Source organism: Micromonospora sp. CA-263727 (genome assembly GCF_050942455.1).
Lineage (GTDB): Bacteria > Actinomycetota > Actinomycetes > Mycobacteriales > Micromonosporaceae > Micromonospora.
Genome location: NZ_CP192031.1, coordinates 3,524,693 through 3,541,364, shown reverse-complemented (window position 1 = coordinate 3,541,364; position 16,672 = coordinate 3,524,693). Strand labels below are relative to the sequence as shown.

At 72.5% G+C, this 16,672-nt stretch carries 19 protein-coding genes; 9 read left to right on the top strand and 10 right to left on the bottom strand.

Annotated features, from left to right (window positions below; all coding sequences use genetic code 11):
• The first annotated feature begins 393 nt into the window (after nt 1-393).
• The 4 genes from ACQPYA_RS15595 to ACQPYA_RS15580 are packed head-to-tail and all read left to right on the top strand — an operon-like array spanning nt 394 to nt 3,659.
• On the top strand, nt 394-1,323 hold the full coding sequence (locus ACQPYA_RS15595) for a hypothetical protein (protein ID WP_433533322.1): 930 nt from the start codon (nt 394-396) through the stop codon (nt 1,321-1,323).
• Nucleotides 1,324-1,372: 49 nt separating this feature from the next.
• Entirely contained in the window at nt 1,373-1,828 is a 456-nt protein-coding gene (locus tag ACQPYA_RS15590; protein ID WP_433533321.1) for an ABA4-like family protein, read from the top strand.
• Nucleotides 1,829-1,833: 5 nt separating this feature from the next.
• Nucleotides 1,834-3,036 carry a sensor histidine kinase gene (locus ACQPYA_RS15585; RefSeq protein ID WP_433533320.1) on the top strand — a complete coding sequence of 401 codons (1,203 nt, stop codon included), beginning with the start codon at nt 1,834-1,836 and terminating at the stop codon, nt 3,034-3,036.
• Nucleotides 3,033-3,659, top strand: a complete 627-nt coding sequence (locus tag ACQPYA_RS15580; RefSeq protein WP_433533319.1) for a response regulator — start codon at nt 3,033-3,035, stop codon at nt 3,657-3,659. The genes ACQPYA_RS15585 and ACQPYA_RS15580 overlap by 4 nt, the downstream gene beginning before the upstream one ends.
• Nucleotides 3,660-3,672: 13 nt before the next feature.
• On the opposite strand, the gene ACQPYA_RS15575 is transcribed toward ACQPYA_RS15580, so the two are convergent.
• The 6 genes from ACQPYA_RS15575 to ACQPYA_RS15550 form a co-directional block, all read right to left on the bottom strand.
• Nucleotides 3,673-3,981 (bottom strand): MoaD/ThiS family protein, encoded by a 309-nt coding sequence (locus ACQPYA_RS15575; RefSeq protein ID WP_433533318.1) that lies wholly within the window; start codon nt 3,979-3,981, stop codon nt 3,673-3,675.
• The gene (locus ACQPYA_RS15570) at nt 3,978-5,072 is read right to left on the bottom strand and encodes a WD40/YVTN/BNR-like repeat-containing protein (protein ID WP_433533317.1); all 1,095 of its coding nucleotides are present in this window, start codon (nt 5,070-5,072) and stop codon (nt 3,978-3,980) included. Before ACQPYA_RS15570 ends, ACQPYA_RS15575 begins: the two co-directional genes overlap by 4 nt.
• A gap of 142 nt (nt 5,073-5,214) precedes the next feature.
• Nucleotides 5,215-6,000 carry a PrsW family glutamic-type intramembrane protease gene (locus ACQPYA_RS15565; RefSeq protein WP_433533316.1) on the bottom strand — a complete coding sequence of 262 codons (786 nt, stop codon included), beginning with the start codon at nt 5,998-6,000 and terminating at the stop codon, nt 5,215-5,217.
• A 50-nt stretch (nt 6,001-6,050) separates the two neighbouring features.
• The gene (locus tag ACQPYA_RS15560) at nt 6,051-6,884 is read right to left on the bottom strand and encodes a hypothetical protein (protein ID WP_433533315.1); all 834 of its coding nucleotides are present in this window, start codon (nt 6,882-6,884) and stop codon (nt 6,051-6,053) included.
• On the bottom strand, nt 6,881-7,933 hold the full coding sequence (locus ACQPYA_RS15555; protein WP_433533314.1) for a WxL protein peptidoglycan domain-containing protein: 1,053 nt from the start codon (nt 7,931-7,933) through the stop codon (nt 6,881-6,883). The genes ACQPYA_RS15560 and ACQPYA_RS15555 overlap by 4 nt, the downstream gene beginning before the upstream one ends.
• A gap of 33 nt (nt 7,934-7,966) precedes the next feature.
• Nucleotides 7,967-9,484 carry an HtaA domain-containing protein gene (locus tag ACQPYA_RS15550; RefSeq protein WP_433533313.1) on the bottom strand — a complete coding sequence of 506 codons (1,518 nt, stop codon included), beginning with the start codon at nt 9,482-9,484 and terminating at the stop codon, nt 7,967-7,969.
• Nucleotides 9,485-9,622: 138 nt separating this feature from the next.
• Between ACQPYA_RS15550 and ACQPYA_RS15545 the strand changes: the two genes are divergently transcribed.
• Genes ACQPYA_RS15545 through ACQPYA_RS15530 form a run of 4 tightly spaced genes read left to right on the top strand, consistent with a single transcriptional unit; the run spans nt 9,623 to nt 13,303 of the window.
• The gene (locus tag ACQPYA_RS15545) at nt 9,623-10,468 is read left to right on the top strand and encodes a hypothetical protein (RefSeq protein ID WP_433533312.1); all 846 of its coding nucleotides are present in this window, start codon (nt 9,623-9,625) and stop codon (nt 10,466-10,468) included.
• Nucleotides 10,465-11,475, top strand: coding sequence for a heme/hemin ABC transporter substrate-binding protein (locus tag ACQPYA_RS15540; protein WP_433533311.1), 1,011 nt, complete (start codon nt 10,465-10,467; stop codon nt 11,473-11,475). The genes ACQPYA_RS15545 and ACQPYA_RS15540 overlap by 4 nt, the downstream gene beginning before the upstream one ends.
• Nucleotides 11,472-12,500, top strand: coding sequence for a FecCD family ABC transporter permease (locus ACQPYA_RS15535; protein ID WP_433533310.1), 1,029 nt, complete (start codon nt 11,472-11,474; stop codon nt 12,498-12,500). The genes ACQPYA_RS15540 and ACQPYA_RS15535 overlap by 4 nt, the downstream gene beginning before the upstream one ends.
• A complete protein-coding gene (locus ACQPYA_RS15530) occupies nt 12,497-13,303 on the top strand; it encodes a heme ABC transporter ATP-binding protein (RefSeq protein ID WP_433533309.1) in 807 nt (268 codons plus the stop codon). Before ACQPYA_RS15535 ends, ACQPYA_RS15530 begins: the two co-directional genes overlap by 4 nt.
• A gap of 52 nt (nt 13,304-13,355) precedes the next feature.
• Here the strand turns inward: ACQPYA_RS15530 and ACQPYA_RS15525 are convergent, their stop codons facing one another.
• The 4 genes from ACQPYA_RS15525 to ACQPYA_RS15510 all read right to left on the bottom strand — a co-directional run bounded on the left by ACQPYA_RS15525 (nt 13,356) and on the right by ACQPYA_RS15510 (nt 15,129).
• A complete protein-coding gene (locus ACQPYA_RS15525; protein ID WP_433533308.1) occupies nt 13,356-13,673 on the bottom strand; it encodes a DUF2470 domain-containing protein in 318 nt (105 codons plus the stop codon).
• Entirely contained in the window at nt 13,670-14,311 is a 642-nt protein-coding gene (locus ACQPYA_RS15520; protein WP_433533307.1) for a heme oxygenase (biliverdin-producing), read from the bottom strand. The genes ACQPYA_RS15525 and ACQPYA_RS15520 overlap by 4 nt, the downstream gene beginning before the upstream one ends.
• A 162-nt stretch (nt 14,312-14,473) precedes the next feature.
• On the bottom strand, nt 14,474-14,863 hold the full coding sequence (locus ACQPYA_RS15515; RefSeq protein ID WP_433533306.1) for a VOC family protein: 390 nt from the start codon (nt 14,861-14,863) through the stop codon (nt 14,474-14,476).
• Nucleotides 14,845-15,129 carry an ArsR/SmtB family transcription factor gene (locus ACQPYA_RS15510; RefSeq protein WP_433533305.1) on the bottom strand — a complete coding sequence of 95 codons (285 nt, stop codon included), beginning with the start codon at nt 15,127-15,129 and terminating at the stop codon, nt 14,845-14,847. The genes ACQPYA_RS15515 and ACQPYA_RS15510 overlap by 19 nt, the downstream gene beginning before the upstream one ends.
• A gap of 97 nt (nt 15,130-15,226) precedes the next feature.
• Here ACQPYA_RS15510 and sthA point away from each other — a divergent pair, with 97 nt between their 5' ends.
• Complete coding sequence (gene sthA, locus ACQPYA_RS15505) at nt 15,227-16,630, top strand: Si-specific NAD(P)(+) transhydrogenase (protein WP_433533304.1); 1,404 nt, start codon at nt 15,227-15,229, stop codon at nt 16,628-16,630.
• The last annotated feature ends 42 nt before the right edge of the window (nt 16,631-16,672 follow it).

Sequence of the window (16,672 nt, the reverse complement as noted above, 5' to 3'; positions counted from 1 at the left end):
GGGACGGGCAGGAGCCCCTCCGCGCGACCCGGGTTCTCGGACCGCCGGCCGGCTCGACCCGGACCCGCCACGCGGTCGTGGTCGCGCCGGCCGCGTGGCTGCGGCTGCCGAGTCGGCGAGCGGGAGGTGACTGACGTGCGGCGGCCTGGGCGGGTACTGCCGCCGATCTGGCGCGAGTGATCGGCGGCGCCGGATTCCCCGAGAACGGCACGGTGGAGGTCGTGATCTCCCCTTGCGGAAGCGTTAACAAGGGGCCCCGCCTCTACCTCAGGCGTTAACAAGGGACCCTTCCTTCCTCTCATACCTGGGGAGGAGGTGGGGTGGGACCGGGGGGCGTGGGTGGGGACCGTGGTCGGGTGTGGTGCGGGTGCCGGGCCAGCAGCATCTACAGGCATGATTACCTATCCGCCCGGGAGGGCGTACTGGCACCGTCCGCTGCTGGTCTTCGTCTCGGCGATGGCGGTACTCGCCGTCGTCTCCGCGGTCGGCGTCTTCGCCGACGAGCGGGTGCTGACCGGGGTGCCGATCTGGCTCAAGCCGCTCAAGTTCTCGGTGTCGTTCGTCCTGTACGGCACCAGCCTCGCCTGGATGCTCTCCCAGCTGCCGCGACGGAGCCGGGCCGCCGGATGGGCGGCCACCGTCATCGTGGCGATGGGGGTGGTGGAGATGGCGGTCATCGTGGGGCAGGTGCTGCGCGGCACCACCAGCCACTACAACGAGACCAGCCCGCTGAACGCGGTCCTGTGGCAGCTGATGGGTACGGCGATCATGGTGTTGTTCGCCGCGCAGGTCGTCATCGGCGTCGTGGTGCTGCGGCAACCGGTCGCCGACCGGGTCGGCCGGTACGCGGTCGGGCTCGGGCTCGGCCTCAGCCTGCTGGGCATGCTGGTGGCGATACCGATGGTGCTGCCCGGCCAGGCTCCCGCCGTCGAAGGGATCGCCGGGGCGCACAGTGTGGGTGTCCCGGACGGCGGGCCCGGGCTGCCGCTGGTCGGCTGGAGCACCACCGGCGGCGACCTGCGGATCGGGCACTTCGTGGGGCTGCACGCCCTACAGGCACTGCCGATCCTGGCCATGCTGCTGAGCCGGTTCCTCGGCGACCGGCTGGACGAGCGCACCCGGCTGCGGCTGCTGGTCGTCGCGGGTGGCGCCTACGGCGCGGTCACGCTCCTGTTGACCTGGCAGGCCCTGCGCGGGCAGCCGCTGCTGCGGCCGGACGCGCTCACCCTGGCCGCCGCGGCGGCGCTGCTGGTCGGGACCGCGACCGCCGCCGGCCTGGTGGTGGCCCGGCGACGCCGCACGAGCCTGGCGCTGGCCGCATGAGGGCGCGAATCATCAGGCGAAGCACGTACCGGCGACGAGGAGGAAAGGCATGACCGGAGCGCTGTTCACGCTGACGTTCGCGGTGGCCGCGCCCTTCTGGGCGCTGATGATCCTGCTGCCGAGGTGGTCGGTGACCGCCCGGGTCATCGGATCGCCGCTGGTCGTCGCACCGGTCCTGGCGATCTACGCGATCCTGGTGATCCCGGCGCTCGGCGCGGTGCTGCCGGCGGTGGCGTCCCCGACCCTGGACGGCGTACGCGATCTGTTGGGCACCGCGGACGGCGCCGCGGCGGCCTGGGCGCACATGATCGCCTTCGATCTGTTCGTCGGCCGGTGGGCGTGGCTCGACAGCCGGGAACGGGGGGTGCCGGCGCTGGTCATGGCCCCGGTGCTGGTGCTGACGATCCTGCTCGGGCCGATCGGCCTGGCCGCCTACCTGGCGGTCCGGACCAGGTGGGCACGGCCGGCGGGCGGAGCGACGCCCGCGCCGGAACACCTAGGCTGATCCCCGTGGGGTGGGTGGGACGGCTCTTCGACGCACGCGACGCCCTCGTGCGGATGCTGCTGCTGGACCTCAGCGGCATCGGCTATCTGCTCTTCGGCACCCAGGCCGGGCCGACCACCCGGCAGTATCTCCTCGCGGTGCTCGCGTTCGTCGCCGGGCTGGCACTCCACCGCCGGCCACTGGGCAACCTGCTGACCCAGACCGCGCTGCTGGCGGTCGCGATCTGCCTGCTCGACGACATCACAATCAATCAGGTCGGTGCCAGTTGGGCGTTGCTGGAGCTGACCATGCGGGCCGGTCGGACCCGGACCATCTGGCTCTCCGCCGGGCTGCTGGCCGCGGTCGACCTGACCGATTCGATCGGCGACCCGATCGGACGCCTCCTCTCCGGCGTCTTCGGGCTGCTGCTGGAGGTCGGCGTCCCGCTGCTGCTCGGCCTGGTCGTCCGGACCACCCGGGAACTCGCCCGGCAGGCGCAGCAGCGGGCGGCCGAGGAGCAGCGCCGGCGCGAGTCGGAGGACCGCGCCGCGCGCGCCGACGAACGCAGCGCCATCGCCCGGGAGCTGCACGACGTGGTCGCGCATCACGTGGCGTCGATGGTGCTGCGGGTCGGCGTGGCCCGGCACGTGCTGACCGATCTGGACCCGCGGGTGGGTGCGGTCTTCGACGACGTGCATGGCACCGGCACCGCGGCCCTCGCCGACCTGCGCCGGCTGGTCGCGGTGCTGCGCGACCCCGAGGGGGTACGCGGCGACGCGGCGCTGACCGCGATCGAGCCGTCGGCGCTGCCGGCCGCCCTCGGCGCGGCGGTCGACCGGGCCCGTCAGGCCGGGGTGACCGTGGAGGCCGACATCGACCCGGCGATCGGTTCACTCGACGCGGTGCGGGGGCTGGCGGTGTTGCGCCTGACCCAGGAGTCGCTGACCAACGTGGCCAAGCACGCTGGCACCTCCGCGCTGGCCCGCCTGTCGGTGAGGGTGGTGGACGGCGCGGTCCACTGGGAGGTCGTGGACAACGGGCGGGGCTGGCTGCCGGCCACGATGCCGGCCGGTGGGGGCCACGGCATCACCGGGATGCGCGAGCGGGTCGAGGTGCTCGGCGGCCGGTTGGCGGCCGGCCCGACGGGTGCGGGCTGGCGGGTGGGTACCGTCCTGCCGGCCGTGTCGGGCGACGCCACTCGGGGATCGCGTACGGTGGAACCGGCATGATCCGTGTCCTGCTGGTCGACGACCAACATCTCATCCGCGCGGGCCTGCGCATGCTCTGCGACGCCCAGCCCGACATCGAGGTCGTCGGCGAGGCCGAGAACGGGCGCGACGCCATCTCTCTCGCCGCACGGCTCGTCCCCGACGTCGTCGTGATGGACCTGCGGATGCCGGGCGTCGACGGGATCACCGCGACCAGCCGCATCCTCGCCGACCGTCCGGGCACCCGGGTCCTGGTGCTGACCACGTTCGGCGACGACGACCACCTCTATCCGGCGTTGACCGCCGGCGCCTGCGGGTTCCTGCTCAAGGATGCGCCCCCGGCCGACCTGCTGGACGGTGTTCGCCGGGCCGCCGCCGGCGACAGCCCGTTCAGCCCGGAGGTGCTGCGGCGGCTGGTCCAGCGTGCGGTGCACGCCCGTGCCGAGACGCCCCCGCCGGTCGACGGGCTGACCGCCCGCGAACAGGACGTGCTGAACCTGGTGGCCGAGGGGTTCTCCAACACGGAGATCGCCGAGCGGCTGCACATCGGCGTGACCACGGTGAAGACCCACATCACCAGCCTGATGACCAAGACCGGCAGCCCCAACCGGGTACGCCTGGCCCTGGCCGCCCGCCGCCGCTGAACGCGGGTGGCTCCTATCCTCCGGCCATCGCGCCGAGGATGATGAACGGTTCCTCACCGGCGACGACCCGCTCGGGCAGCGGAGTGTCGGGCGAGGAGTTGGAGAGGTCCTGTTCGCAGGCGTAGAAGCGGACGAAGGCTCGGCGCTTGCCGCTGTGCCGGTCGCGGATGGTGCCGAGCAGCATCGGGTATCGCGCCTCAAGGGCGTCCAGCACGCCGCGTTGGGTGACCGGCCCGTGCTCCGGGCCGGTCACCTCCAGGCGTACCTCGCCGTGCACGTGCGCCAGGGTCTTCAGGTGGGCCGGGAGGACGACCCGGATCACGGCAGCACCTGGACTTCCACGGAGAGCACGGGCGGCAGGTCGCGGACGATCGGCGCCCAGCGGTCGCCGCCGTCGGCCGAGTGGTAGACCTGGCCTCCGGTGGTGCCGAAGTAGATGCCGCAGGGATCCAGCGTGTCGACCGCCATCGCGTCGCGGTAGGTGTTGACGTAGCAGTCGGACTGCGGCAGACCGTCGGTCAACGGCTCCCACTCGTCGCCGCCGGTGCGGCTGCGGTAGACGCGGAGCCTGCCCTCCGGCGGGTAGTGCTCGGAGTCGCTCTTGATCGGCACCACGTAGATGGTCTCCGGCTCGTGGGCGTGCACCGCGATCGGGAACCCGAAGTCCGACGGCAGGTTGCCGCTGACCTCGCGCCAGTTGGCGCCGGCGTCGTCGCTGCGCAGCACGTCCCAGTGCTTCTGCATGAAGAGGGTGTCCGGCCGGGCCGGGTGCTGGGTGATGTGGTGCACGCAGTGGCCGACCTCGGCGTCGGTGTCCGGGATCTCCCCCGACCGCAGGCCCTTGTTGATCGGCAGCCAACTGACGCCGCCGTCGTCGCTGCGGAAGGCGCCCGCCGCCGAGATGGCGACGTAGATCCGGCCCTGGTGCACCGGGTCCAGGATGATGGTGTGCAGGCAGAGACCACCGGCGCCGGGCTGCCAGGTGGGGCCGGTGCGGTGCTGACGCAGGGCGGTCAGCTCGGTCCATTTCTGGCCGCCGTCGTTGGAGACGTAGAGGGCGGCGTCCTCCGCGCCCGCGTACACCGTGTCGGGGTCGTCGCGGGACGGTTCGAGGTGCCAGATCCGCTTGAACTCCCACGGCCGCGGGGTGCCGTCGTACCACAGGTGCTCGCCGACCTCCCCGGCATAGGCGAAGTCGTTGCCGACCGTGCTCCAGGTGCGGCCGCCGTCGTCGGAACGCTGGATCAACTGGCCGAACCAGCCGCCGGACTGGGAGGCATAGAGCCGGTCCGGGTCGGCCGGCGACCCGGTCAGGTGGAAGATCTCCCAGCCGCCGAAGTGCGGCCCCTCGACCCTCCAGTCAGCGCGCCTGCCGTCCGACGTCAGGACGAACGCGCCCTTGCGTGTGCCCACCAACACCCTTACGCCGCTCATGACGGCATCGCCGCGGTGCGCCTGGTGATTCGCTCGCTCATCACCGCATCCTCTCCCTGCCTTCGGCGTTTCGCCTGGTAACACCGCCCGGCACGCCGAAATTCATCGGTCCCCGTCGGTCCTACCCGGTGGGTGCGACAAATCCCGGGGCGGCGGCCGACCGGTGGTGGTGGTGGTGAAGCTCCAGCAGCACCCAGCCGAGCGACACGGCCCCGACGACGGCGTACGCCAGGGGCGCGTTGAAGACGTCCCAGCAGACGTGCAGGATCACCGCGCCGAAGAAGGTCAGCACGAGCAGCAGCCAGCGGCGGGCGCTCGGGGCGGCGGCCAGGGCGAACAGCGCCGCGGCGGTCACCCCGGTCCAGGAGAGGTGCGCCGCGGGCGCGGTCAGGCCCCGGAAGAGGAGGACCTGCTCGACCGCGCCGAGGCTGCCCTTCGACGCGGTCAACGCCCGCAGCGCGTATCCCATGGTTTCGAGCGCCGCGAAGCCGGCGCCGGACGCCACCCCGATCACCAGGCCGTCGCTCGGGGATCGGGGTCGCCGGCGCCAGAGCAGCAGGATCACCGCCGGCACGACCAGCTTCGCCGCCTCCTCGATCAGCCCGACGTAGACGATCGGGAGCACGCCGAGCCGGCGCAGGGTGTCGTATTCGAGCCAGCCCGCGGCGGCCACGCCGATCACGCCGCCGAAGACGGCCGACACGGTCACGATCGAGCCGGGCACGCGCCGGTCGCCGGAGCGGGCCTGCGCGAAGGTGAGGAACGCGACCGGCGCGATCGACGCACCGAGCACGATCAGCAACAGCAGGAAGACGACGTTCCGGGTGACGACCAGCGCGAGCGACACCAGCAGGCAGAGCGCCACACCGCCCACCAGCACCGCCAGCCACGCCCACCGCCGCGCCATTCCCCGAGTATCGCAAGGTCACCCGCCCCGGTTGGGCAGATCTTGGTACGTCAAGGTTCCTGCGGCCGCCGTCGCGTACCGGGATTCTGTAGCGAGGTGCGGATCAGGAGGGTGAGGGTGGCCAGGGCCAGCAGGGCGGGGAGGGCCCAGGGGTGGTGGTCGGTGGTGACCTCGACCCGGTTCGCCGCGCCGGCCGTGACGACCTCGCCCCGGATCCGGTAGTCGCCGAACGCGGGCGCCGGCAGGGTGACCGGCACCCGGACGACGCGTTCCTCGCCGGGGGCGAGGTCCGGCACCGGAGGCGACGCGACGAAGCCGCTGGGGTCGGCGTCCCGACCGACGCTGAACGACAGGCTGACCGCGGCGGGCACGGCCTCCTCGTTGCGCAGCCGCAGCACGATGGTGCGCCGGGCCGCTGCGCCGAACTGCTCCGCCCAGCCACCGTCGCGCTCGACGTGCGCCTCGGTCACCACCGGCGGGCGGGTCGCCAGCTGCCGGACGACGCTGCTACCGGGTGTCCGGGTCGCGCCGGTGACGACCAGCGGAGCGGTGGCGGTGAGCCGACCGTCCAACGTGGTCACGCGTACCTGGCAGGGACAGCCCTCCGGCGGCGCCACCACGGTCAGTGGCGCGCCGCCGGCGCCGCCGGCGGCCAGGTGGATCTGCACCGAGGTGTCGACCGCGCAGTCCGGCGGCGTACCGGCGCCGCAGAGCGCGATCACGACGGTGCCGGCGGGCCAGCCGGTGAGCCGGACCAGGACCTGCTCCCGCGGCTTCGCCTCGGCCCGGTCCAGGGTCGCCTGCGGGACCGGCGGGGCCGGGCTCGGGGCGCCGGCAAGGAGCAGGACCGCGGCCAGGACGGCGCCGGACGCCACGAACCTCATGCCTCGGTGGACCTTTGCCGCCGCCGGGCGCGCAGCCGGGTGACCAGCAGCCAGCCGAGCCCGGCGAGCAGCACGGCGGTCCAGACCCAGGGCATGGCCCAGGTCGTGGCGGTACGGGTCACGGTCGGCAGGATGCGGTCCGGGGTGGCCGGATCGACCACCACGTCTACGGCCAGCCGGCCGGTGGGCACCACGCCGTTGATCTGTTCGGTGACGGTGATCGCCGCGCCGGGCAACAGTTCCGGCACCTCGACGGGGGTGGTGGTGGCCATCCGGATGCCGAACGGGGCGTTGACGCGCACCTGGGCATTGCCGGTCAGCCGGACGTTGCCGGTGTTGCGCAGCCGGTAGCTGGTCACGACGGGCCCGCTGCCGAACGGGTTGAGCGGATTGTCGTAGCCGATCCGCATCGCCTCGACCTGGAGCGCGGGACGGACCGGACCGGCCACCCGCAGGTAGATCCGGGCGGCGACCCGGCGGTCGAGGTTGACCCGCTGGCCGCCGCCGGTGGCGACCTGCGCGATCGAGGCCACCACACCGCCGGCGTGGTCGCCGGGGCTGGCGTTGGCCGGCACGGTGAGCTGGAACGGCACGATCACCCGCTCCCCGGCGGGCACCCGGTAGGTGCGCTCGGCGAACGCGGCCCAGGAGCCGACGTCGACGGCCAGTTGGCTCGCCGGGTGCAGGCCGAAGCCCCCGTCGTCGGTGGTGAAGGCGTCGGCGCCGTAGACCGCGAAGGTCATCGGGGTCTTGCTCAGGTTGGTGATGGCCACCCGGTCCTCGATGCGCTGGCCGGGCTCGGCGTCGTAGACGAAGTAGCTGCGGCCGGTGGGGCCGTCCGGCCCGGAGGGTTGGACCGCCCAGGTGAAGCCGGCGTCGGCGCTCGGGCTGGGGCTCGGCGCGGGCGCGGCGGCCAGGCCGGAGGCCGGTGCCACCACCGGGGCCGGGGCCGCGGCGAGCGCGGCGGCCGGTCCGCCGGCCAGGGCGGTGGCGAGCGCGGTGAGCGCCGCGGTCGCGGCGACCAGGTGCGGGGAAGGGCACCTCGTCATCGATCTGCGCACAACAAGGTGCCCTTCCACGCGTCAGGACAGGGTCAGGGTGAGGGTGGCGGAGTAGTCGCCCGGCGCGGTGCCGGCCGGCACCCCGAGGTCGACGTCCGCGCCGCACCGGAAGCTGCCCGCACTGGCGCCGGCGGCGGAGCTGCACAGCGTACGAGCGCTGCCCAGCCCGGTGCCGGCACCTGGGTTGGCCCGACCGCCGGGGGTGACCACCCCGGTAGCGCCCACCAGCCCGTCGGCGAGCACGGACGCGTTCGGCGCCCAGCCGAGGTTGTCGGCGGCGATGGTGCCGCCGAGCACGCTGGTGAACTCCTCCACCTGGCCGATCACGTTCCAGCCGGCGTTGGTGCCCCGCAGGTCGCTGACCGTCACCGCGTTGAGGGCGCCGTTGGCGACGGCGCCGGGGTGCGCGGCCGACAGCGCCACCGCGCTGCCGGACGAGGTCAGCGTCAGCGGACCGGACTGCAACACCTGAGCACTGATCTCCTGCTCGGCGCCCGGGGCACCCGCGCCACCGAAGGTGATCGGGGTGAAGGTGTCCTGGCTGCGGTCACTGGAGGCGTGCGCGGCGAAGGTCAACACGTAGCACTGCACGACCGTGCAGTCCACCGTGTCGCCGTTGCCGTCGGTGTAGGTCGACACCAGGTCCAGCGTGGTGGAGAAGGTGCCGTCGGCACCCAACTTGACCTGGGCCGCCGAGGACGAGGCGTTCTTGTGCACCCACTTGACCGGCTTGTAGGGGCGCGAGTTCGTCCAGTAGTTCTCGCCCTTCGGGCCGAAGGCGACGTAGAAGCCGATGCCGCCGTTGGCGTCCGGGTCGAACCCCGAGCCGCTCACCGTCACCGTGGCACCCTCGCGGTCGAGGGCGGCGGACGGGTCCACGGTCACCGATGGGGTGGCCGGGCCGCCACCGGAGCCGGTGGTGAGGGTGAACGACAGCGGGTCCAGCACGGTGCCCGCCGCGAAGAAGCCGGCGAAGGCGCTGGCTCCGGTCTCGGTGAGCGTGCTGGTGAGGTTGGTCCAGGTGACCGTGCCGTCGGAGACCGTCGGGTTGGTCGCGCTGGTGCCCAGGGTGGCGATCGCCGCCTGCGTCATCTGCACCGGCTCGAAGCCGCCGCCGCTGACCTGAAGGTCGACGTCGGCGAGCAGGGAGCTACCGGCACCATCCACCACCACGGTCGGGTTGGCCAGGGTGATGGTGAAGAAGTGCGCCGGGTACGAGAAGACCACGGTGCCGCCGTAGTGGGCGGTGGTGGCACCGGTGGCGCTGTCGTACGAGCCGCCGGTTGCCGGGAACTTGAAGGTGCCGTCGGCGTTACGGGTAGCGCCGTTGGTGACCGCAATCGGCGGGTTGCCGTTGCCGGTCGAGACGTACGCCCGGAACGAGCTCTTGAAGCCCCAGTCGAGGCTCCCCCCGGTGATGTCGGCAGGTGCCGCCATCGCGGGGTTGATCACTGCCAGTGAAGCGGCGGCGCCGAGTACGGCCGCCGTCGCCCACCGGTACGACCGTCGGCGGATGCCGCCTGGTCGAGGTACGGACATGCGTCTTCCTCTCAAGAAGGATCAGAGGGCGAACCAAGGTTAGGCTCACCTAACCTTGTGAAGAATCCTCCGAACGTCCCCTTGTGCTGACCTCAAGATCTACTTAGGTTAGCCTAACCGAATACTTGGAGGTCACTCATGTCTGCCCGCCTCGCCGCCGCCCTGGCCAGCGTGGTGCTGCTGACCATTGGCACCATCGCGGCCGGTCCCGCCTATGCGGACACCACCGGCAAGGGACCGAACGGGCAGCGGCTGACCGTCAGTAGGACCAGCGGAATACCCCTGGCCGGAACCACGGTCACCGTTTCCGGGACGGGTTACGACACGGAGAAGGGCATCTACGTCGCGTACTGCGTCGACAACGGCGCCGGCGTGGCCCCCTCGCCCTGCGGCGGCGGAATCGACACCACCGGCTCGACGGGCGCCTCGCACTGGATCTCCTCCAACCCGCCCTCCTATGGCGAGGGACTGGCCGTCCCGTACGGGTCGAACGGATCGTTCCGCGTCCAGCTGAAGATCACGGCCCGGGTCGGCGACGTGGACTGCACCACCCGACGCTGCGTGGTGGCCAGCCGCAACGACCACACCCGCAGCTCCGACCGCTCACAGGACGTCAAGCTGCCGGTCACCTTCGCCGCCCCGGCCACCTCGACCAGACCGGCCAGCCCGACCACCCGGGCCGCCGCACCCGCGTCGAGCGCACCGGCGGCCACCTCCCCCAGCCGGACCGCCGCTCCGGGAGCCTCGGCCACCGGTGGGCCGACCGACCCGGCGGTGACCGCGACCGCCGCCACGTCCGACGCGGAGGTGGCCACCTCCGCCGCGGCCGGCTCCGCCACCGACCAGCCGCTGCTGCTCACCCAGGTCAGCGACAGCAGCCCGGCCGCCGGCCGCTGGTTCACCGGCACGCTGGCCGGACTCGCCGCGCTGCTGGTCACCGTGCTGGTGCTGCGGATCGTCCGCCGTCGGCGGGCGTCGCGGTGAGGCGGCTGGTCGCCCTGCTGGCGCTGCCCGCCCTGCTCGGCCTCGCCGCCTGCACCACCACCGACACCCCGTCGACGACACCGCCGACCGGCTGCGGGCCCACCACTGCGGTGGTCACCGACACCGACGTCGAGCCGATCGGCGACGACCCCGGCAGCGCCCTGCCGGCGACGGTCACCTCCGCCGACGGGACGACGGTCACGGTCAGCGACGCCGGCCGGATCCTCCCGGTGAACCTCTACGGCTCGATCGCCGAGATCGTCTTCAGCCTCGGCCTCGGCGACCGGGTGGTGGGGCGGGACACCTCCACCACCTTCTCCGCCGCCGCCCACCTGCCGGTGGTCACCCCGGCCGGGCATGACCTCTCCACCGAGGCGATCCTGCGGCTGAACCCGAGCGTGGTGCTCGCCGACAAGAGCATCGGCCCCTCCGAGGTGCTCAACCAGCTGCGCAGCTCCGGCATCGCGGTGGTGCTGATCGACGACGAACAGACCCTCGCCGCCATCCCCCGGCACGTCCGGGCCATCGCGGCGGCGCTCGGCGTGCCCGAGGCCGGGGAGCGGCTGGTGTCCCGCATCGAGACGGAGGTCGACGCCGCTCGCCGCAGCGCCCCAACGGGCGCCACACCGCTGCGGATCGCCTTCCTGTACGTGCGCGGCACCGCCGGGGTGTACCTGATCGGCGGCAAGGGCGCCGGCTCGGACGAGATGATCCGGGCCATCGGCGCCACCGACGCCGGCACCGAGATCGGGTTGTCCCGGTTCCGGCCGCTGACCAGCGAGGGGCTGATCAACGCGGCGCCCGACGTGATCCTGGTGATGACCGAGGGGCTGGAGTCGGTCAAGGGCGTCGACGGGCTGCTGGCCCTGCCCGGCATCGGGCAGACCCCGGCCGGGCAGCACCGCCGGATCGTGGACATGGACGACGGGCTGCTGCTCACCTTCGGCGCGCGCACCGGCCGGGCCATCCAGGCGTTGGCCGAGGCGGTCTACGGATCGTGCACGTGAGACGTACGGCCCTGGTCGTCGGCCTGGCCGTGACCCTCGTCCTGCTCTGCCTCGTGGCCGCCGGCACCGGCCAGGTCCAGGTGCCCCCGACCGAGGTGCTCGGCTCGATCCTGCACCGCATCGGGCTCGACATCGGACCGTTGCCCAGCGCCACCCACGGCGAAAGCGCGCTCTGGGTGGTGCGCTTCCCCCGGGTGGTGCTCGCCGTCATCGTCGGCGCGGCGCTCGGCTGCGCGGGCGCGCTGATGCAGGGCATCTTCGGCAACCCGCTGGCCGAGCCGGGCGTCATCGGGGTCTCCTCCGGAGCCGCGGTCGGCGCCGCAGCCGTGATCATTACCGGAGTCTCCACGCTCGGCGGCTGGACCGTGGCCGGCGGGGCGTTCCTCGGCGGCCTCGCGGCCACCGGGCTGGTCTACTCGATGTCCCGCTCCGGCGGCCGGACCGAGGTGGTCACCCTGGTCCTGACCGGCATCGCGGTCAACGCGGTGGCCGGCGCGCTGATCGGCCTGCTGATGTTCTTCGGCGACGCCGACGCGGTCCGGGCCATCGCGTTCTGGCAGCTCGGCAGCCTGGCCCAGGCGAACTGGGCGGCCGTGGCGGTGACCGCGCCGTGCGCGGCGGTCGGTATCGCGATCGCGGTCGCCGCCGCCCGCCGCCTCGACCTGCTCGCCCTCGGTGACAGCTCGGCCCGGCACCTCGGCGTGCACGTCGAGCGGCTCCGGGTGGGCATGATCGCGGTGACCGCGCTGCTCGGCGCCGCCGCCGTCGCCTTCACCGGGGTGATCTCCTTCGTCGGGCTGGTGGTGCCACACCTGGTCCGGATGGTGGCCGGCCCCGGTCACCGGCTGCTGCTGCCGGCGAGCACGCTCGGCGGGGCCATCGTGGTCGTCGCCGGGGACCTCGCCGCCCGCACCCTGATCGACTACCAGGAGCTGCCGCTCGGCGTACTCACCGCCGTGGTCGGCGGCCCCTGCTTCTTCTGGCTGTTGCGCCGGACCCGGGCGAAGGCGGGAGGCTGGGGATGAGGCACGCGGTGTTTCCCGAGCCGGGCGAGGTCGGCCTGCGCGCGGACCGGCTGCGGATCCAGCGGGGCGACCGGACGATCCTCTCCGATCTGACCATCGAGATCCGGCCCGGCGAGCTGCTCGCGCTGGTCGGGCCGAACGGCGCCGGCAAGAGCACCCTGCTCGCCGCGATCTGCGGGGACCTGTCCCCCGCGGCGGGCACCGTCGAGTTCGCCGGACGGTCGCTGTCGGGCTGGACGCCGATCGAGCTGGCCCGGCGGCGGGCGATGTTGCCGCAGCGCGCCACCATGTCGTTCCCGTTCCGGGTGGCCGAGGTCGTGGCGATGGGCCGGGCGCCGTGGGCCGGCACGCCGTACGCCGACGAGGACGACGACGCGGTCGCCGAGGCCCTCCGGCTGACCAGGATGGAGTCCTTCACCGACCGGGTCTTCTCCGCGCTCTCCGGCGGTGAGCAGGCCCGGGCTGCGCTGGCCCGGGTGCTGGCCCAGCGCACCGGGATGCTCCTGCTCGACGAGCCGACCGCCGCGCTCGACCTGCACCACCAGGAGCTGGTGCTCACGCTGGCCCGCGACCGGGCCCGCCTCGGCGGCAGTGTCGTGGTCGTCCTGCACGACCTGGGTCTCGCCGCGGCGTACGCGGACCGGATCGCGCTGCTGGCCGGCGGCCGGCTGGTCGCCGACGGCCCGCCGGTCGAGGTGCTCACCGCGGACCGGCTCAGCGCCGTCTACCAGCACGAGATCGAGGTGTTTCCGCATCCGGGCACCGGGATACCGCTGGTGGTGCCGAAGCGCTCAACCGGCTGACCGAGCCACCGGCTCGGTCAGCCGGCCGGTGGCTCGGTCAGCCGGTTGACGGTCAGCTGGCCTCGGGCCGTGGGGCGATGCCCAGCGCGGCACACGCCTCCCGGTACATCCGGGCGGCCTCGGCGCGGATCTGTCGGCGTTCGACCAGCCGGGCGGCGAACGGCACCCGCACCGCGACCGGCGCGCCGTCCACGGTGGCGAGGAAGTCCATTCCGTCGGCGTCCATGCCGGACATCGCTGCCGCGCTGGCCGCCGCCTGCCCGCCCAGGCCCTGGCAGATCACCCGGCAGTCGTCGGCGTGGTCGGTGTTCATGTGCCGGATGACCGCCGTCACCACCTCGGGCGACGGGAACGGCGTCGGTGTCGTCACGCCGCACTGCTCCGCGGCACGGCCCGGCCCACCTCGTCCAGCATGGCGGTGTTCAGCCGGTACGCCCAGGACACCTCGTCCAGGAAGCGCTGCCGCTCGACCTCGTCCCACGGCACCGCGTCGAGCAGCTCCCGGTAGTGCTGCTTGAAGGTGCGCGCCTCCAGCCCGGGAAAGAGGAAGAACCGGACGCCCTCCTCGTCGAACCCGAAGGACTGGCGCAGCGCCCGCACCATCACCTGGCCGCCGGAGAGATCTCCCAGGTAACGGGTGTAGTGGTGCGCGACGAAGCCCGCCGGCCAGGTGAAGGCGACCTCCCGCAGCCGCGTCTGGTACTGCTGGGTGGCCTCGCTCGGTGCGATCCGGTCGGCCCAGTCCGGGCCGTGCAGGAACGCCAGGTCGGCGGTGATCCGTGGCAGCCGGTGCAGTTCGTCGACGACGAAGGGGCCCGCCACCGGGTCGTCGCGCATCGCCTCGGCGGCCTCCTCCAGCGTCTGGTAGACGAAGTAGAGCTGCTCGAACAGCGCGGCGTAGCCGGACCGGTCGAGCCGACCCGCGAGCAGGTCATCGAAATATGTTCCGTTCTGGGCGACCCTGTGGTCCGCCCTGGTCAGCTCCCGCACCTGCGACGCGAACCCCATGAGCACCTCCTGTTAGGCAAGCCTAACCTATCATGATCATCGGCGCTCTGGGGAGACAGCCGAAGGGTCAGCGCGAGCCCTCCGTCAGGCGGGTTGACCAGGCGGGCGAGCCGCCCGTAGCTCCACCGCAGACGGACAGCGCGGGCACCTCCCTCGGCCGGGTCAGGCCGCTGGCGCCACGATCTGGATCAGGTTGCCGCAGGTGTCGTCGAAGACCGCGGTCGTCATGGCGCCCATCGTCATCGGCGCCTGGGTGAAGGTCACCCCGAGCCCGGTCAGCCGCTCGTGCTCGGCGGGCACGTCCGGCACACCGAACATGGTGAACGGGATGCCGTCCGCGACGAGGGCCTTCTTGAAGGCCACCGCCGCCGGGTGCTGGTCGGGTTCGAGGACCAGTTCCACGCCGTCCGGGTCCTCCGGCGACACCACCGTCAACCAGCGGTGCTCCCCGAGCGGGATCTCGGTCTTCTTGGTGAAGCCGAGCACGCCGGTGTAGAACGCCAACGCCTTGTCCTGGTCGTCGACGAGGATGCTCAGGTGTCCGATTCGCATGGCCCAACTCTCCATCGCTCGTGGATCTGTCGCAGCGGGGACGTGTCAAGGTCGATGAAGGTGTACCGACCCGCACGGCGGATCACCACCAGGCCGGCGTCCGCCAGGACGGCCAGGTGCTGCGAGACGGCCTGCCGGGTCGAGGAGAAACCCTGGTCGGCCAGCCGGACGCACAACTCGAACAGCGTCTGACCGTCACGCTCCTGCAACACGTCGAGGATCGCGCGCCGGGTGGCATCCGCCAGCGCCTTGTACACGTCGCCCACCACCGGCACGATAGGCAAGCAGTCGCTTGCCTGTCAAGCGCGGCGGTGGGTGGACCGACCCTGGCGCGGAGCGCGACATCTTGGCACGCTGACGATCGTGTATGACTACGACGTGTTGGTGCTGGGCTCCGGGCCCAGCGGGCAGAAGGCCGCGATCGCCGCCGCCAAGCTCGGCCGACGGGTCGGCATCGTGGACCGGCGCGACATGATCGGCGGGGTGTGCATCAACACCGGCACCGTCCCGTCCAAGACGCTGCGGGAGGCCGTGCTCTACCTGACCGGCCTCACCCAGCGAGACCTCTACGGCAGCAGCTACCGGGTCAAGGAGGAGATCACGGTCAGCGACCTGGCCGCCCGGACCCAGCACGTGATCAACCGACAGACCGACGTGATCCGCAACCAGCTGGCCCGCAACCGGATCGCGATGATCACCGGCACCGGCCGCTTCGCCGACCCGCACACGGTCTGGGTCGACGGCGGCTCCGGCCGCGAGTCCAGGGTCACCTTCGACAAGGCCATCATCGCCGCGGGCACCCGCCCGGCCCGCCCGGACAGCGTCGACTTCGACGAGCGGACCATCGTGGACTCCGACGGGGTCATCAACCTACAGGCCGTGCCCCGCAGCATGGTGGTGGTCGGCGCCGGCGTGATCGGCATGGAGTACGCCTCCATGTTCGCCGCGCTCGGCACCAAGGTCACCGTGGTCGAACGCCGCGACCAGATGCTCGACTTCTGCGACGAGGAGGTCGTCGAGTCGCTCAAGTACCACCTGCGCGACCTCTCCGTGACGTTCCGCTTCGGCGAGGAGGTCGCCGCGGTGGAGCGGCACCAGACCGCCGCGCTCTGCATCCTGAAGAGCGGCAAGAAGATCGTCGCGGACACCGTCATGTACTCGGCCGGGCGGCAGGGCCAGACCGACGGCCTGGCGCTGGAGGCCGCCGGGCTGGCGGCGGACCGGCGCGGCCGGATCGAGGTGGACGCGAACTACCGCACCTCGGTCGGGAACATCTACGCGGTCGGCGACGTGATCGGCTTCCCCGCGTTGGCCTCCACCTCCATGGAGCAGGGCCGACTGGCCGCGCAGCACGCCTGCGGCGAGCCGGCCCGCGGGATGAACGAGTTGCAGCCGATCGGCATCTACACGATCCCGGAGATCAGCTTCGTCGGGAGGACCGAGGAGCAGCTGACCGAGAGTTCGACGCCGTTCGAGGTGGGCATCGCGCGCTACCGCGAGCTGGCCCGCGGCCAGATCGTGGGTGACTCGTACGGGATGTTGAAGCTGCTCGTCTCGCCGGACGACGGCCGGCTGCTCGGCGTACACGTCTTCGGCACCGGCGCCACCGAGATCGTCCACATCGGGCAGGCCGTGATGGGCTGCGGCGGCACGGTCGACTACCTGGTCGACACGGTGTTCAACTACCCGACCCTCGCCGAGGCGTACAAGGTCGCCGCGCTGGACGCCGCCAACAAGATCCGCAACATCACCCGCATCGACGGCTGACCGCGACCACGTCCCGGTCCCGTCCCGAAGGACGGGCACGGA

What these genes read in the sequence shown, in the direction of transcription:
- ACQPYA_RS15580 (WP_433533319.1), top strand. Translation starts at nt 3,033, where the DNA reads ATGATCCGTGTCCTGCTGGTCGACGACCAACATCTCATCCGCGCGGGC.
- ACQPYA_RS15545 (WP_433533312.1), top strand. Translation starts at nt 9,623, where the DNA reads ATGTCTGCCCGCCTCGCCGCCGCCCTGGCCAGCGTGGTGCTGCTGACC.
- ACQPYA_RS15555 (WP_433533314.1), bottom strand. Translation starts at nt 7,933, where the DNA reads ATGACGAGGTGCCCTTCCCCGCACCTGGTCGCCGCGACCGCGGCGCTC.
- ACQPYA_RS15595 (WP_433533322.1), top strand. Translation starts at nt 394, where the DNA reads ATGATTACCTATCCGCCCGGGAGGGCGTACTGGCACCGTCCGCTGCTG.
- ACQPYA_RS15560 (WP_433533315.1), bottom strand. Translation starts at nt 6,884, where the DNA reads ATGAGGTTCGTGGCGTCCGGCGCCGTCCTGGCCGCGGTCCTGCTCCTT.
- ACQPYA_RS15590 (WP_433533321.1), top strand. Translation starts at nt 1,373, where the DNA reads ATGACCGGAGCGCTGTTCACGCTGACGTTCGCGGTGGCCGCGCCCTTC.
- ACQPYA_RS15520 (WP_433533307.1), bottom strand. Translation starts at nt 14,311, where the DNA reads ATGGGGTTCGCGTCGCAGGTGCGGGAGCTGACCAGGGCGGACCACAGG.
- ACQPYA_RS15565 (WP_433533316.1), bottom strand. Translation starts at nt 6,000, where the DNA reads ATGGCGCGGCGGTGGGCGTGGCTGGCGGTGCTGGTGGGCGGTGTGGCG.
- ACQPYA_RS15530 (WP_433533309.1), top strand. Translation starts at nt 12,497, where the DNA reads ATGAGGCACGCGGTGTTTCCCGAGCCGGGCGAGGTCGGCCTGCGCGCG.
- ACQPYA_RS15515 (WP_433533306.1), bottom strand. Translation starts at nt 14,863, where the DNA reads ATGCGAATCGGACACCTGAGCATCCTCGTCGACGACCAGGACAAGGCG.
- ACQPYA_RS15550 (WP_433533313.1), bottom strand. Translation starts at nt 9,484, where the DNA reads ATGTCCGTACCTCGACCAGGCGGCATCCGCCGACGGTCGTACCGGTGG.